The 15,143-nt window shown below is 47.5% G+C and carries 20 protein-coding genes and 1 tRNA gene; 10 read left to right on the top strand and 11 right to left on the bottom strand.

Features of this window, described 5'->3' with window-relative positions; all coding sequences use genetic code 11:
• Nucleotides 1-54: 54 nt before the first annotated feature.
• From B498_RS20710 to B498_RS21905, 4 genes are all read right to left on the bottom strand, one after another.
• On the bottom strand, nucleotides 55-1,434 hold the full coding sequence (locus B498_RS20710; RefSeq protein ID WP_008499359.1) for a replicative DNA helicase: 1,380 nt from the start codon (nucleotides 1,432-1,434) through the stop codon (nucleotides 55-57).
• Entirely contained in the window at nucleotides 1,431-2,312 is an 882-nt protein-coding gene (locus tag B498_RS20715; protein ID WP_008499358.1) for an ATP-binding protein, read from the bottom strand. The genes B498_RS20710 and B498_RS20715 overlap by 4 nt, the downstream gene beginning before the upstream one ends.
• A gap of 15 nt (nucleotides 2,313-2,327) precedes the next feature.
• Entirely contained in the window at nucleotides 2,328-3,140 is an 813-nt protein-coding gene (locus B498_RS21910) for a helix-turn-helix domain-containing protein (RefSeq protein WP_032622644.1), read from the bottom strand.
• A gap of 78 nt (nucleotides 3,141-3,218) precedes the next feature.
• On the bottom strand, nucleotides 3,219-3,431 hold the full coding sequence (locus B498_RS21905; RefSeq protein ID WP_008499355.1) for a helix-turn-helix transcriptional regulator: 213 nt from the start codon (nucleotides 3,429-3,431) through the stop codon (nucleotides 3,219-3,221).
• Between the two features lie 107 nt (nucleotides 3,432-3,538).
• Between B498_RS21905 and B498_RS21900 the strand changes: the two genes are divergently transcribed.
• From B498_RS21900 to B498_RS20765, 7 genes are all read left to right on the top strand, one after another.
• Entirely contained in the window at nucleotides 3,539-4,201 is a 663-nt protein-coding gene (locus tag B498_RS21900) for a LexA family protein (protein WP_008499354.1), read from the top strand.
• Between the two features lie 196 nt (nucleotides 4,202-4,397).
• The gene (locus B498_RS20735) at nucleotides 4,398-4,703 is read left to right on the top strand and encodes a hypothetical protein (RefSeq protein ID WP_008499353.1); all 306 of its coding nucleotides are present in this window, start codon (nucleotides 4,398-4,400) and stop codon (nucleotides 4,701-4,703) included.
• A 64-nt stretch (nucleotides 4,704-4,767) separates the two neighbouring features.
• Nucleotides 4,768-5,154, top strand: a complete 387-nt coding sequence (locus B498_RS20740; RefSeq protein ID WP_008499352.1) for a helix-turn-helix transcriptional regulator — start codon at nucleotides 4,768-4,770, stop codon at nucleotides 5,152-5,154.
• Nucleotides 5,155-5,260: 106 nt separating this feature from the next.
• Entirely contained in the window at nucleotides 5,261-5,611 is a 351-nt protein-coding gene (locus B498_RS20745) for a hypothetical protein (protein ID WP_008499351.1), read from the top strand.
• A 2-nt stretch (nucleotides 5,612-5,613) separates the two neighbouring features.
• The gene (locus tag B498_RS20750) at nucleotides 5,614-6,036 is read left to right on the top strand and encodes a hypothetical protein (RefSeq protein ID WP_008499350.1); all 423 of its coding nucleotides are present in this window, start codon (nucleotides 5,614-5,616) and stop codon (nucleotides 6,034-6,036) included.
• Between the two features lie 219 nt (nucleotides 6,037-6,255).
• Entirely contained in the window at nucleotides 6,256-7,116 is an 861-nt protein-coding gene (locus B498_RS20760) for an ORF6N domain-containing protein (protein ID WP_008499348.1), read from the top strand.
• A gap of 1 nt (nucleotide 7,117) precedes the next feature.
• The gene (locus B498_RS20765) at nucleotides 7,118-7,540 is read left to right on the top strand and encodes a hypothetical protein (RefSeq protein ID WP_008499347.1); all 423 of its coding nucleotides are present in this window, start codon (nucleotides 7,118-7,120) and stop codon (nucleotides 7,538-7,540) included.
• 38 nt (nucleotides 7,541-7,578) lie between these two features.
• Here the strand turns inward: B498_RS20765 and B498_RS23225 are convergent, their stop codons facing one another.
• From B498_RS23225 to B498_RS20790, 6 genes are all read right to left on the bottom strand, one after another.
• Nucleotides 7,579-7,752: a hypothetical protein gene (locus B498_RS23225; RefSeq protein WP_008499346.1), complete on the bottom strand. Its 174-nt coding sequence runs from the start codon at nucleotides 7,750-7,752 to the stop codon at nucleotides 7,579-7,581.
• Nucleotides 7,752-8,348 carry a Rha family transcriptional regulator gene (locus B498_RS20770; RefSeq protein WP_008499345.1) on the bottom strand — a complete coding sequence of 199 codons (597 nt, stop codon included), beginning with the start codon at nucleotides 8,346-8,348 and terminating at the stop codon, nucleotides 7,752-7,754. The genes B498_RS23225 and B498_RS20770 overlap by 1 nt, the downstream gene beginning before the upstream one ends.
• A gap of 103 nt (nucleotides 8,349-8,451) precedes the next feature.
• Nucleotides 8,452-8,649 carry a helix-turn-helix transcriptional regulator gene (locus B498_RS20775; protein WP_008499344.1) on the bottom strand — a complete coding sequence of 66 codons (198 nt, stop codon included), beginning with the start codon at nucleotides 8,647-8,649 and terminating at the stop codon, nucleotides 8,452-8,454.
• A 216-nt stretch (nucleotides 8,650-8,865) separates the two neighbouring features.
• Nucleotides 8,866-9,648: a hypothetical protein gene (locus B498_RS20780; RefSeq protein WP_008499343.1), complete on the bottom strand. Its 783-nt coding sequence runs from the start codon at nucleotides 9,646-9,648 to the stop codon at nucleotides 8,866-8,868.
• Between the two features lie 322 nt (nucleotides 9,649-9,970).
• Nucleotides 9,971-11,158 carry a tyrosine-type recombinase/integrase gene (locus tag B498_RS20785; protein WP_008499342.1) on the bottom strand — a complete coding sequence of 396 codons (1,188 nt, stop codon included), beginning with the start codon at nucleotides 11,156-11,158 and terminating at the stop codon, nucleotides 9,971-9,973.
• Between the two features lie 164 nt (nucleotides 11,159-11,322).
• Nucleotides 11,323-11,399, bottom strand: a tRNA-Arg gene (locus B498_RS20790).
• Nucleotides 11,400-11,677: 278 nt separating this feature from the next.
• Here B498_RS20790 and B498_RS20795 point away from each other — a divergent pair.
• The 3 genes from B498_RS20795 to fimZ all read left to right on the top strand — a co-directional run bounded on the left by B498_RS20795 (nucleotide 11,678) and on the right by fimZ (nucleotide 14,562).
• Complete coding sequence (locus B498_RS20795; protein ID WP_008499341.1) at nucleotides 11,678-12,376, top strand: EAL domain-containing protein; 699 nt, start codon at nucleotides 11,678-11,680, stop codon at nucleotides 12,374-12,376.
• Nucleotides 12,377-12,400: 24 nt separating this feature from the next.
• A complete protein-coding gene (locus B498_RS20800; RefSeq protein WP_008499340.1) occupies nucleotides 12,401-13,129 on the top strand; it encodes a helix-turn-helix transcriptional regulator in 729 nt (242 codons plus the stop codon).
• 800 nt (nucleotides 13,130-13,929) lie between these two features.
• On the top strand, nucleotides 13,930-14,562 hold the full coding sequence (gene fimZ, locus B498_RS20805) for a fimbria biosynthesis transcriptional regulator FimZ (RefSeq protein WP_008499339.1): 633 nt from the start codon (nucleotides 13,930-13,932) through the stop codon (nucleotides 14,560-14,562).
• A gap of 51 nt (nucleotides 14,563-14,613) precedes the next feature.
• Here fimZ and sfmF read toward each other — a convergent pair whose 3' ends face one another.
• Nucleotides 14,614-15,135: a fimbria assembly protein gene (gene sfmF, locus B498_RS20810; RefSeq protein ID WP_008499338.1), complete on the bottom strand. Its 522-nt coding sequence runs from the start codon at nucleotides 15,133-15,135 to the stop codon at nucleotides 14,614-14,616.
• Between the last annotated feature and the right edge of the window lie 8 nt (nucleotides 15,136-15,143).

Below are 15,143 nucleotides of genomic sequence, written 5' to 3'. Positions count from 1 at the left end.
ATGTTTAAGTGATGCTTCCAGTTTCATGCGCTTGCCCCCGCTGTTTTAATGGTTTTAATAGTCTGCATTGCTGGATTGCCTATCTTTTGCGTATCGTCTGGTTTGAGTTTTCTGCTGTGGCGCCGAACGCTGCTTTGCTAACTCCTGGTCAATTGGCAGGAAGTGCCCGTTATAGAATCGACGGTAAATCGTGCCTAGTTCACCGTTTCGCTGTTTGGTCACGTTAATTTCCGCGATCCCTTTCGCTGGAGACTCAGGGTTATAAACTTCGTCGCGGTAAAGCATCATGATCAGATCAGCATCTGCCTCGATCTCACCCGAGTTTTTGAGGTCTGAGTTCATCGGTCGCTTATTGGGCCGCGACTCAACGCCACGAGAAAGCTGGCTCAGGGCAAGCACCGGCGTTTTATTAGATTTAGCCAGACGTTTGAGTCCTTTTGATACCTCACCGACGGCAAGGTCATATCGTGCAGTGCTTTCAATTTTGATAAGTGCCAGATAATCAACGACCACCAGCGCTATTTCAGGATGCGCCAGCTGCAGGCGGGTAGCTATCTGTTGAATCTGATCTACTGTCAGATCGGTGGAATCAACCATCCAGATGCTACGACCAGTCAGGCGCTCTACACCGTTTGTCAGTCTGGCCCAGTCCTCATCTTCAAATTCAGCAGCCTTTTTCAGGCGTGAAACCGACATGCCACCGGCAGCAGATACCATACGCTCTCCGATCTGGATGTTTGGCATTTCCATGCTGAAGAACAGCACGCCACGGCCCTGCTCAGAAACTTTGTCGATGATATCCAGCGCCAATTCAGTTTTACCCATCGACGGCCGCGCTGCGATAAACACCAGGTCTGTAGGTTCAATGCCGCCAGTCTTTGCATCAAGCTCTTCAATACCCGTCATGAGGCTTCTGGCTTCTTCGAGCCCGCGGTTGCGTGCATCTACCCGATCCACTACAGCAGGAAGAATGTCGTCGATATGAACTGGCTGAACGGTCTTTTCTTCGAGAGAAATTGCGGCAATGCTGTTCTGTGCAGCCCTGAATGCCGATAAAGCCGCATCACCATTGTGAGCACTCCGGAGATCAGCCAGCGCCCTTTCAATCACAGCTTCGGCATCACGAACAGCTGAATTACGCTCCAGCGTGGAAACGTAGGACACAAGCGCCGACTTCGCCCATGCGACACGGCTCGAGTCCATAATGATTGCGCTGTGCTTTGGCATGTTTTCGCAGAGCAGTACAGGGTCAATAACGCCAGCTCCACGCGCCTGACGGCATATCCCAGTATATATTTCCCGATACTGCGGTACCGAGAAAGCGGTGGCAGGCACTCTGGAAAGAATATCCAGTACCTCAGGGTCGGCACCACGCAGAAAGATTGCGCCGATAACCGCACCTTCCAGATCTTCATTTTTCCAGACAGGCGTCATGCTACAACTCCTGACGCGATAGCGCGGAAACTTCCCCAGCCAAATGCCAGACGGTTGCGGCCACCATCGGTAACCCGGTCCACGATTCGCTCACCAATAGTCTCTTTCAGCTGGTCGAATGTAAGATTGCTGATCAGGATTGTTGGCAAAATGCTTTCGTACCGAGCATTGATAATTTCCTGCAGGATGGTCATTTCAGTCGGGCTGCCGAACTGAACGCCTACTTCGTCGATAATCAGCAGATCTAGTGAAGCAAAGCGCTCAATGACATCTTCCTCCGTCATTTCAGCATTGTGGCGCCACGTGCTTTTCACCGCTCGGGTTAGCCGCATAACATCAGTGATTTCCACTTTAGCGAGATGATCGCGGATGATGCTTTTCGCCATAGACACTGCCAGGTGGTTTTTGCCGGTACCGCAGTTGCCAGTCATCACAAGTCCGGTTCCAGCCTTCAGGCGTTCAGGCCAGCTGCTGGCGTAACGCTGACAGGAAGAGAGATTTTTGGCGGCATCCTGATTGATGGCCTGGTAGTTATCGAATTCACATGCTTCGAAACGTCGTGCGATCCCCGCATTGTCAATCAGGTCTGCCACTCGTAATGCACGCAGACTAGATTCAATGCCCGCCAGTTCCGCTTTCACACACTCCGGGCACTGGGAATGCTTAATATTTTCAACACCCCGGAACGCTTTTCCAATAAGGGAAATACACTCATAGCCGCCATGTTTCTCGCAGGAAACAGTATGGCATTCACCAGACTCCCAACTTCTCCACTGCCACGGTTTTTGATGTTCTACAGCGAGCGCCAGTTCTTCACGAAGCCCTTCTCGCTTCGCCATCAGAGCTTCCCTCTCTTCGCGTTGTTTAATACTCAGCATTGTGATTTCTCCTGCTTACCAGTTGCAGTCTGATTGGCCATAGTCTTGTTCACTAAACCCCGAAACCGGCAGTCCTCCAGGTCGACCGCTTACCGCGCCAGAAGGCGCCTGCCATGATTCTTCGAAATGCCGATCGGGCCCAAAGAACGTCGCCGCCTGTTTCACGTACTGCGTTCCGGCGCTACCTGTAGCACGGACATATCCGGCATAACGGTTTACACCAGCCAGCATTGCCTCAGTGTTAACACCGTCTTTGATTCGAGCTCTCCACGCTTTCCAGGCAGCAGCTTTAGAATTACCGCCAGCACGTTTTGGGTATGCCTGCCATGCCTGCTCGAACTCTTTGGAATAGTTCTCTTTGGAAGAGCGATATTTTTCAGAATCGTTGTCAGATGAACCGTTATATTTAGGCTCTATGACTGATTCATTGACTGGTTCAAAAGAGTGACTGATTCTGGGTGCAGCTCCTGCACTACCCCCTGGTGAATCTCCTGCACTAGGTAGTGAACGATTTGCACTAGGTAGTGAACGATTTGCACTCCTCTCTAGTGAATCTCCTGCACTACTAAAATCAAGGCGATAGACATTGCTTGAGTTGCCTTTTGGCCCTGGGCGAAGTTCTTTTTTTACCAGGCCGCATTCACACAAAGCATCAATGTGATTCATCACAGATCGCTTACTGATTTCGCACTGATCAGCGATGTGTTGATAGCTCGGCCAGCACTCGCCATGGTCACTAGCGTTATCTGCAAGCTTCAGTAGCACGAGCTTACGCAGTGGATTTCCCACCTTGACCTTCATTGCTTTAACCATCAGTTCCATGCTCATGCGACACCCGCCAACTCATCTTCGTTACTGAATTCAACCACCAGTAAAGGTTCGCTAACGCAACAATGTCGTGGCATGTCACTCTCCAATGATTGGGGGAAAAATATCCTCGATAGAGAACTTTTTCCCATTTTTACTTAATGCCTCTACCAACTGATGGCATGTTTTTATATCAGGAGTTCGCCTTCCAGATTCGTAATGGCCAATAGAACTAATCGTTTGACCAATTTCATTAGCCAAGCTCCGCTGGGTAAGATGAAGCGATCGCCTTAATTCTCTAAGGTTGTTCATGATTCCTCCTTATGGAGAATTAAATGTACATTATGTAGTTTACACAATCAAACAAATTGTACATATTGTGCATTGAGGTAAACTACACAAGGTGTATCATTTAGACCATGAAAAAACACTGGAACGAACTGGCTAAAGCCAGACTAGCTGTGCTTGGTATGACCCAAGCAGAACTCTCTGAGAAGATGGGTGTAACTCAGGGAGCAATGGGGCATTGGCTTAACGGGAGGAGAAGCCCTTCGTTAGCAGAGGTAGGTACAATATTCAAAATACTGGAAATTTCTGGAGCCACTTTAAATCCTGACGGGACATTTACAGTTGCAGACGATCTAACTCATCCTCCAGTGAAGCAGCAATATGAGTATCCTCTTTTCACAACATTGCAGGCTGGTCAGTTTGCTCAAGGTACAGCGCTAACTGAGCGTGATTCTTTGCAATGGGTTGCTTCGACCAAGAAAGCAGGCCCCAGTTCGTTTTGGCTTGAAGTTAGCGGACATTCAATGACTGCTCCTCAAGGAACAAGGCCTAGTTTTCCTGAAGGAATGCTCATTTTAGTTGATCCTTCAGAGGTTGTTGATCATGGTGATTTTTGCGTGGCGGCTATTCACAACGATTCAGAAGTTACATTCAAGCGATATGTTCGTGAAGATGGTCAGCCATGGCTGGAGCCTCTCAATCCAAACCCTCGCTATCAAAGCATTCCTTGCAACGAGGACTGCAGAATCATCGGAAGGGTTATAACAGCCCAGTGGCCTGAAGATACTTTCTAATAACACCATTTTTACTATAAGACCGCTTTAATTGCGGTCTTTTTTGTTTCCCCGCAAAACCTCACATCATGTAATTTATTTCCTTTTAATATTCATACACTTTGTACAAACCGCTCAAATAAATGTACGATTTGTATAGACATAAATATGTACGTTTTGTAGTATTCATTCATCGGCAAACAACGGAGCCAATGAGATGAACACAACTTCCCTACCAAAACCAAACAGCATGGAATTTGATATTCACGCCAAGCTCAAAGCAGCAAATTCGCACTGGTCTTATTGCTATGCTGTGCAGCCTTGTGAGAAAGGATTTAATTATCAATTTAATACAACGTTTGTTGGTGAGATGGAGTTCGCCGTTTACGAACGCATCGATAACTATTTCGTCCTGGTTGATTTTTTTAAGTCATACGATGAAGCCTGTGATGACGCTAAAAAAATCATTGATGCTTATCCTGACATTAAAAAGATGTTCGAAGCCAAACAAGCAACATATTAATTAACTCACCTTAATATAAACAACACCTTTCCGGGTGGGAACAAACACACCCTGAGGAAATGAAATGCAAAATTCTCTCGCAATTAATCAACCAATAAAAACGCCTCAAATGCTGTTTGGCTCTGACAATATTAATGACTTTGGTAACCGCGTACAGAGCTGCAGGATGGAGGGAGACTCAATGCAGCCGACCATCGAACCCTGTGAGGTAGTGGCTTTCGTTGATTGCGGTGGCCGTGCGCTTACCCCTGGCATTTATGTTTATACGATGGATGTATTTGGTCGTCCTTGCCTTTTTATTAAGAGAGTAGAGCCATTGGTTTGTGGTTCATTGAAAATTATTTCGGACAACCATCATTACGAAACCTTCACCCTTAACACCGATGAACAGAAAGAAATAAAAATTCATGGTCGGGTAGTCGCTTCTTTGGCTGTGAGGCGCTTCGTATGACTTTTATCAAAGACCAATCAGCATACAGATCAGCATGCCTCTATGCGGTGTGTGGTTACGAGGTAATCGCTCGTCTTTATCTTAAGAAAGCTTATGGGTACTAACTATGAATATTATCGATACCTACCGGCGCAGAGTTGCTAACGCGGCATTGGCGCGACTCAAACGTAAGACTGGTGGAAACCTACTGATTATAAAACTGCCCGAAAACAAAATTGAAACCTTAGAAGTAAATGAGAACTTCATGAATCAGCTGTTATTACGCTTTGAAGGAATAACACGCGGTGGGCTTAGCAGATATGAGGGTGACGCAACTATCAAAACCGCATATCAAAATGCCATAGGAATTAATAAACACACCGAATATCTGACAGATTCAGGGAAATTAATTATCGACGAACTTCTGAACGAGGTTGTTGATTACGTGAAAAAGAAGAATGTAAGTGAGGAAAATTAATTATGTTCGATAACCGCACCGCCAGCACGATTGACCTGGCATTACAGAAACACTATACGCCAGTTGGCCCGCTGTTCGTGGCAGTACGCCACGGACGAATTAAAAAATGCTTCTCCCGAGACACGGCGATCCGGTATCTGGCGTTCTTCATGACTTCAGAAGCATTTGAGCGCTCCGGATTTGAGCAGCGTCACCCGGATGTGCAGGCAGTCCATCCTCTTAAGCCAGAACTTAACTGTTGGCAGCGGGGCGGCATAACCCATGAGTATTTCATGGCCCACCAACGTTGCATTCGCCGTCTAGGTCGAATCCTGGCGCGTAAGCGCGAGGCTCAAAAGTGGCTGGCGAAGTGGGACTCCATGCACGACCGCTACGTGAAAGAGCAGGCAGAGCTGCAGGCCAGCAAACCAGAGGGGGTGCGCTGATGGTAAAGAGACGTAGCAGCAAAACTCGACAAGGGCTATGTGGGCTGACGCTGGCACAAGGGCACCGGCTAACACGGGAACCAGTTCGCGAAAATGCGCAATGTGAGCAGTTTGTATCGCAGTTCAGTACCGGGGACGGCAACGTACTGATACCACTGAATCGCAGTATGCGCCGTTACGCAAAACACATCGGGATCGAATTGAAGAAGGATAAGTAACATGGCAATGAAAACTGAATTAACGCCAGTCGCGGCTCGTGACTTGCAGATCATTGAGTATCGCGGTCAACGTGTAGTAACCACTGAACAGCTGGCAGCGGGATACGGAACCGATATGGAGAATATTCGCCGCAATTTCAACCGCAATAAATCACGTTTCGTGGAAGGTAAGCATTACTTCCAAATCTCAGGAACGGAACTGGAAAATTTGCGAGTCTCTTTTAGTCCCGCACAAATTTCGAACAAAACGCGTAGCCTGACTCTGTGGACAGAACGCGGTGCGGCCAACCACGCAAAAATGCTGGAAACCGATCAAGCCTGGGGATATCACGAAGACCTGGTGGAATTTTACTTTACTCAGCGTGATGCCATAGCGGCACCGTCAACACAGGTGGCTCTCAGCCGTAAACAGCTGGCGCTGATGGTTATCGAGGCCGAAGAACGAGCCGAAGCCGCTGCGCTGGAAAATAAAACGCTCAGCGCCACCGTTGAGAGTCTGGAGAAACACTTCACCAAAGGCATGACGATCCCTGCATTCTGTAAGGCTCTTAATGGCGTCAATATCAACAAAATGATGTGGTGGGTATTCGAGCGTGACTGGGTGTTCAACGAACAACGTGATCCTGAGAAAGATCCTCGCTGGCGTGTCGCCTCATATGCACGCGACAAATATCTCACAGAAGACCAGACGCAGATAACCCCGCACGGCAAGGATGCTTTCACAAAGTTTACACCTGTGCTTCTGGAGAAAGGATGTCATCGCCTGTACCAGCTGTATATGAAAGGTGAACTGCCGATGAAAAAGACATGGAACGGCGAATACAGTCACGATAAAGCGATTTATACACCCGAGGGTATGTGAGATGAAAAGGGACATCTGCGATCATGTCAGCTCAATTCAGCAGGCCCACCAGCAAGCTCTTACATGGCTGTCTGATGCCTATCTGTTCCATTTGGTCAGCGTACATCATCGACCTGTGTATCGTCATGTGCATGGTGATATTTCATTAAACCAACCCTCGCTTCAGGGATTCATCGACTCATATCTTGAAGACAAGGGATGGAATTTAGAACGTCGCAGGGCGCATTACACCAACATGCTCAATCTTATTGGCTATATGGATCGAAAAAACTCTGACTTTATTGACTGGGGAACAGTGCCATCACTAACACCTCGCGGTCTGCGCTGGATGAATGCCTGTTTCTCAAGGCTGGGTGAAATGGTTAACACCTGTGGTGGTTGGGATAATGTTGAAACATTGGCAGACATGAAAGTGGACGGATGAAAATATGGGGTGGCGTAGGCCACCCATAGTAACGAAACCTATAATACGCCTTCATGCTCGAGTGCTTTGCGGGCGATTTCCCCCACTAAATCTACAAGTTCATACAACAGTGTTGCCTCTTTCCCTGTAGTGGATAAATAGCCGGCAGCAACTGCAAGCGCCCTGATTCTCTCAAGCTCATTAACCGGATTAAGTGTTTGCTCATCACACATTAATGAATCTCCTTATCACATTCGCTACCGATAAAATCGAGCTTCAACTGACTGAGGCTTTCAACCAGCGATTCCGCTTTCTCGAGCAGTACCAGATCGTCCTGACGTTTACGTAAACGGCGGCCAGCATCACTTGAGTCTTCATCTGATACCTTACGAGCTCCAGCCACAATTGCCTGTAGTTCTTGGACTGAATAATTGAGGTAGCCATGAGCCTGGCGATCTAACTCTTCCATGTAGTCGTAAACCTTGGCCTGCAGCTCATAGCTATAGCTCATCGCCATCAGGCAAGCTTCGCGCTTAGGGTACTGGTAGCAGGGAAGCTCACGCCCAGTGCTATCACTATACTGAGCCAAAAATTTGGCTGAGTGTCCCTCACCCAAAACCTTCGGCGACTTGGCAAGTATGTGTTTGTGTAGAATCTTCGTATAGCGCTTGCATGGGAAAGTTAATCCTTCTGCTTCGGCTTTCGCTTTACGCTCGGCATTGATGTAATCGACCATTTCCAGACTACTCATGGTTGGCGTAGAAATGCCGTGCTGGCCGATTTTAGGTTGAGCAATTCCCTCCCCGGTAGGGGCATAAAATTTAGTCATGATGATTTACCTGTCGTTAATTAGTTGGTAGCTGTCGCGACATAACGATCCTGCCAAAGGGTTATCGCAATTTCACGCAAGTTATTCGTAAAAGTATGCGTAGTCAGGCAACCTCCTTACGTGAGTCTTCGATGCGCTGGTTAATCCAGTCATCAACTTCACTTTCAACGAAGGCAATGGAGCGCGAGCCAATTTTGATGGAAGACGGGAATTTACCCTGACTCATCAGGCGGTAGAGCCAGGCCTTGCTATAGCCAGTACGGCGCTGGACTTCGGAAAGGCGAATGAATGAGTGAGACATATTTACCTCGTAACGTCTTTTGTGGTTTACGAGATAAATGATGACATAGAAGTAATGCAATTCATCGCAACATTAGGGCTAATAGTAATAAGAGAGAAGTAACTATGAGGGTAAGGGGATTTTGGGTTAGTTTAACCATCATAGTAACTTTATTTTACCCTCAGGGTAAGGGTGCGAATGCCACATAGACTATGTATTTACCCTAAGGGTCGCCAGTCATTTTCTCTTAATAGGGCATGCTACCTTTTCGATTGCACGAGCCTGAGCATCAGGCATGTTTTCATATTCCAACTTTAGCTGGGCAACTAGCGCATCCTGTGACGGTATAGTCCTGCGGTCATCCACGTCGTAGTTTGACCACTCAGAATTACGAAGTTGAATTGCGATCAAGAGAGGATCATCGTCTCTAAACTCACCCAATTGTGAAGGTAGTGCGCCCTTCAGTGTTGTTATCTCAGCACGCAAGAGCTCGATCTCTTTTTCAAGTTCATCTCGTGATACTACTATTTGGCCTTCCTTTTCTTTTTTCTTTGCTAAACGGTCTTTCTTATCCTTTAACAATTTCTCGGCACGCACACGAAATTTCTCTAAACAGGGCGGAATATTTACATTACTATCAATAAAGGCCATAGTAATCTCTGTCCCTCTAAAATAAAATTCACGATACCATCCATTCCCCCCATCACATCTAGAATAAACACCTTTCAAATCAGGGCTGGATTCCTCAGAAAACACCCCTCCAAGAGCCATATCCTTTAAGAAGCTTAAAGATTGTTTTGAAAAGCCATCACTTTTCTTAAAGCCACTGATGACATCATAATCATATAAATAAAACGGCTCACCAAATGGGATGTCATCCATATGCCAATATGCTTCCCTAGCTATAATTGCGCAAGCATCTGAGAAACTAATATTTTCTTGTTTGGCTATTTCTGATAATAAAGTTTCAAAATGTATTAGTTCATTTTTTTCATTGTTTATTTGTTGAAACAAGCCCATTACGTCACCTCTCGTCCTCTGATTTTGGCGGCCATGCCAGCCCGCAGAGGTGTACGGGTTTTCGGGGATCAACCTAGACATAGCCATTTTCTTTTGTGGAATTATCATCTACTGAAGTATACATGTCTAGCTTCACTGTATACCTAACCAGTAAATTGTAGGGTATGCCACATTAGTTCTGATATTTGTTCCAAACATGGCATAAGTAGCTCCATCATCAAAAATTTTATATAAATAAAAACAATAACTTATATTCATATCAACATATATGGGGCACTGGAACGATTGGAACAACTACTTTCATCTCACATAAGTAAAGCTCCTATCTGGTGGTTTTATCAGCCAACTCATCCAGATAGTCTGCATACCACTGAAGCATCTCGCGCCGCCCATCAATGTACTGAGCATGATTATAGGTGCCACGTATCGTGTTTCTGTCAGAATGTGCCAACTGCGCCTCTATCCAGGCAGAATTGAATCCCTGTTCATGTAATACAGTGCTCATGGTGTGTCTGAAGCCATGGCCAGTTGCTTGACCGGCATAGCCAATACGTTTAATCACCTGGTTAATGCTGGCTTCGCTCATCGGCTTCCCTGCGTCATTACGTCCCGGGAAAACATACTTTCCTCTACCGGTAATCTCTTTGAGTTCGAGCAACAGCTCCTTGGCTTGTCTCGGAATAGGAACTAGGTGTGGTCGGCGCATCTTCATGCGCTCTTTTGGGATTAGCCAGAGATCTTTGCTCAGATCAAATTCATGCCACTCAGCAGCACGAAGTTCGATGGTTCGGACACTGAGGTACATGAGCAGTAATGTCGCGATGCGGGTAATTTTACTGCCACTATATGCATCGACAGCTTGTCTGAAGGGTCCAAGTTGAGCTGGTGAGAGATGAGGGAAATGTTGCTGTTTGGGGGATTTCAGAGCACCTGCCAAATCCGTGACTGGATTGTACTCTGCCCTTCCAGTGATAACTGCATAAGTGAATATCTGGCGGCAAGCCTGTCTCGTTTTCTTGAGCTTATCCAGGACACCCCGTTCTTCCATCTTCTTCAGAACTGAAAGCATGTCCATTGGTTTAATATCGGTAATAGCTTTTCTACCGATATAAGGGAAAATATCTTTTCGCAGATATTCGAGTATGTCGTCAGAATAACCGGAAGACCAATTCGGTTTCTTATGTTCATGCCATTCAAGTGCAAGAGACTCAAAACTGTTATTCACAGCGAGTATTCTGGCTTGTTTCTCCGCCCGCTTAACCTCAGACGGATCTTCACCATTAGCGAGTAATCGCTTGGCTTCATTTCGCTTATCTCTTGCCTCAGCGAGGGTTACATCAGGGAAAACACCAATAGACAGGAGCTTTTCCTTTCCAGCGAGGCGGTACTTCAGTCGCCAGTATCTGGACCCATTTGGGTTAACTAGCAGGTACAGCCCACCGCCATCCGCCAGTTTGTAGGGCTTGTCCTGAGGCTTAGCTGTGCTTATCTGGCGTGCCGTTAACTTCATTGGGGGTATCTCTTTCCATTGAACCTGTATATACCCCCGAATGTACCCCCACTTTGGTGTGGATTTCAATACAATTTAGTAGACGTAGGGAGAGCGAGATTAAGCTGAATGGCTTGGTATTACTGGATTTAGTAGACTTTGAGAGACGTTAGTGGAAGTGATAATGGCACGCCCTGTAGGATTCGAACCTACGACCTACGGCTTAGAAGGCCGTTGCTCTATCCAACTGAGCTAAGGGCGCACTGAGAAGCGTGTACTTCGCGGTGGTGAAACGCGAAGAATTATACGGTCAATGGCAGGTGAGTCAATGCCTTTTCCGTTTTCAGGGCCAATTACCGCTAGCCGATTGTAAATACGGCTATTTTCTCAACATTCCTCCCTGTTTTACCGTAAAATTTAGCGCTGCGAAAAGGCTTAGTTGCATTTAAGTAACGCCTGCTGTTTTCCTGAACGTCAGCTCGTCACACTAGAGCCAGGTATCCCGGCCGCCTGGAGGCTGACAGACAACAGGACAATGGAGTGACAGCGCAAAACCTGATCGATACGCCCCCCCGGTTACAGTACCTCTCTCAGGACATCGTCGGCATTAAGCTTGAGCCTATCGTCGCCCTCGCCTCTTTGCGTCAGGTTGGCGTCGAGGTCCTTAGCGTCCTGGCCGATACGCGGCACAGTGAGGATTTTTTTTGCGATCGGTCCGCTGGCTGGTCGCTAACGCTGCTTGAGGCGCAGCTTGCTGCGTTAAAAAATACGCCGCACGGTCATAACCTTTTTATTAATCTGCCGATAACCGTCCTGACAGAGCCTGCGTCCTTCCAGCGGCTCATCAGACTCCCCTGCGTGCCGCTCAATATTGAGCTTGTCGACCTTGCGGCTTTTTTGGCGCTGTCCGTCGCGCAGAAGCAGCGCGTGGTTCAGAATCTGCAGCAGCTGAGCAGACAGGGGCACGCTATCTGGCTGGATGACATTGATGATGTCTTAGTGCAGTCGTTTTTATCCTGTCGACTTCCGTTAAGCGGCATCAAAATAGATAAGGAAGCATTCTGGCGTTTACGCGACACCCCTGCGCTGAGGCAACTGGTTTCCCTTTGCTTTCAGCTTGCCGGGAAAGTGCTTATCGAAGGTATTGAGACTGAACGCGATCGTACCTGGGCACTGCAGGCAGGCGCAGACTTCGGCCAGGGATATTACTGGCCGTCCTGGACATGGCCGGAGGATTAAAACGCCATTTCCACGAGGGAGACCATGCGAATGACAGTGCGCCGTTACCGGCGGCGGCGTACAGGAAGTGATGCACTGGGATTTACGCGCTCACCTTTTGCTCCCCCCTTTTTCGACCGGCTCGAATTTTTGAGCCAGTCCATCAGCCAGCCCCGCAAAACAGACGCCCCGTTTATTCTCCTGGTGACGGAGGATCATTTCCTGCGCACCGGTTTTCTCAACGGACAGTTTCCCCTGAGCAGCTGCTGCGATTACGCCACGCTGGACGACGCCCTTGTCGCGCAGACGCAATGGCCCTCCGCCCGTCTGGTCGTGGATATTGAAAGCCGGTCAACGGGGCTTCTGGAGAAACTGGATCAGTTGAGAAGGCATAGCCTGTTTCCTCCGTTCCTGACGCCCTGGCTGTTAGTCCGGGCCGATAATTACGACACCCGCCTTTTCTGCAAAGCGGCAGGTCCCTTTCATGTGCTCGAGCGCCAGCTGAACGCCGCGGCACTCCAGCACAGCCTGCTGGATGCCCGCCCGCCACAGGGCTCCGACAAAGACTGGTTCAACCGCAATGAATGGCCGATCCTGCAGGAACTCTCCCGGGGCAAGACGTTACGTCAGATTGCCCTTATGCAGAATCGTCCGTATAGCCGCATTATCTATCGTCTTAGCTGCATCCTGGTGAAGCTGGGGCTGAGTCATCGACAGGAATTGTTGCATCTTCTTAATAACCTCTCAGACTGCACGTTTTCACTCACGTCCTAACCCCTTATTTCCTAAAGCGCTTTAAGAATTTACTTACCATTCGTGTTTCAAAAATGTTAATTTTTAACAATAAAGTCGAAATTATAACTATTCCTAATTTATGGGCGAGAACCTTGTGAAATGCCACAAATTGAACGAACGGCAGCACTTTCCTCCATCCGTTAAGTGAATGCAGACAGCGTTAACAAGATGATAATGATGTAAAAACAAGCAGCTTAGCGACTGCGCCCTGGAGGGAAAAGCGAAGCAGATAGCATGTTCTCCTGTGCAGGAGTTGCGGAGCTGAAGGTCAACCTTCACGCTTTCAGATGAAGGTCTGACGGCCTGCGAGGGCAATTGCTCACCTCATCAGACCGGGCGAGTCCCCCAAAATGATGCGTATTTTTGTTAACAATTGATCAACATACAGAGATATCTGTTATATTTTGTTATTACATAAAGATGAAAATATGCGGTAAATGGGATAACAGGATATTTCCGCTAAATTTAAAAAAATAGCGATTCAGATCCAGAAGATAATACAAACCAATATCCTGTGATTAATTTACAGGGTTTTCGGAAAAAACTTACCCTGTATAATAAGAAGCGTACCAAATCTGAATAAGAAAAACCTTTTTGCCAACACCAGCCAAATGAGATGACCGCGCTGAGGCATAGTTCTTTTCATTACGTAAACAAGGATGCTTTCGCTCTTTCCAGGGAAATACTACGGTATAGGGATCTGCACATTATATCCTTCCGGCATTTCGAGAGTTTTACCAAACTCTGCATAACGCTTTTAACAATCTGAGGCATTAAAAATGAAACCGGCATCCGTTATCATTATGGACGAACATCCTATCGTCAGAATGTCGATAGAAGTCCTGCTACAGAAAAATAAGAATATCACAGTCAAGCTCAAGTCTGGCGATAGCCATGAAGTCCTTGACTGTATCCGTAATCACCCTATCGATCTGGTGATCCTTGACATTGAACTCACGGGCACGGATGCTTTCGCTTTACTTAAGAGAATCAGAAACTTAAACAAAGACATTAAGGTTCTGTTCCTCTCATCTAAATCAGAGTTATTTTACGCGGGTCGCGCCATTCGCGCCGGGGCAAATGGTTTCGTCAGTAAACGAAAAGATTTGGGTGAGATCTACAACGCCGTAGAAATGATCCTGATGGGCTATTCCTTTTTCCCATCGGAAACGCTGAACTTTATAAACCATTTGGGTTCAGGGAAAGGGATGGCAGTCGATATGCCATTATCAAATCGCGAGGTCACGGTATTACGCTATCTGGCGAATGGATTATCCAATAAGGAAATTGCTGAACAGCTACTATTAAGCAACAAAACCATTAGCGCGCATAAATCCAATATTTATTCCAAGCTGGGCGTGCAAAGCATCGTGGAATTAATTGATTACGCCAAAGCGCACGAGCTGCTTTAACCTGAATTCACTCCCTGCAGCTTATCTGAGCTGCAGGGAGTGCGGTCAGTGCTAATTATAGTTAATCATAAAGGTGGCATCCGCATCGGCTCGTCCGGGCTGAGGGTTATCTGCAGTGGCAATATAATTGGCATAAAACGACAATGTTGCATTCCCCTGCGCATCAACCGAGACCGGCTGGCTGGCCTGCTGGAGAGCCAGACGCGTTTTATCCGCATCCCTGATCTCTACCGCGACACGGCTCGCTGTACTGGCGTCGTTCAGCGCCAGCAAACCGTTATTGCTCCCGTCGGCTTTGCCCGAAAACGTAATCGACGCGGCGCCCGGCGGACAGCCGGTCAGCTTCAGCGTAAACGGCATGGGCTGCGTGCGGCTCCCGGTGGTGCTGAGCTGTTTCGTGGGCCAGGTGCCCAGCGTGACGGTCTTGTCGCTGTCGCTGCCTTCCGCAACGCAGGTAAAATCGACAATATTGCCGTAGAGCCGAATGTTAATTTCACCCAACGCGGTGTCCGCCTGAGCCTGTGTGCAAAGCGCAAAGAGCGCCACGGTGAGAAAACGGATCCCGTTTCGCATATCGGCTC

Origin of the sequence: Enterobacter sp. SST3 (assembly GCF_000286655.1) — a bacterium.
Taxonomy (GTDB): Bacteria; Pseudomonadota; Gammaproteobacteria; order Enterobacterales; family Enterobacteriaceae; genus Enterobacter; species Enterobacter roggenkampii.
Note: the sequence above shows the minus strand (reverse complement) of the source record. Positions and strands in the feature narration are given on the sequence as shown.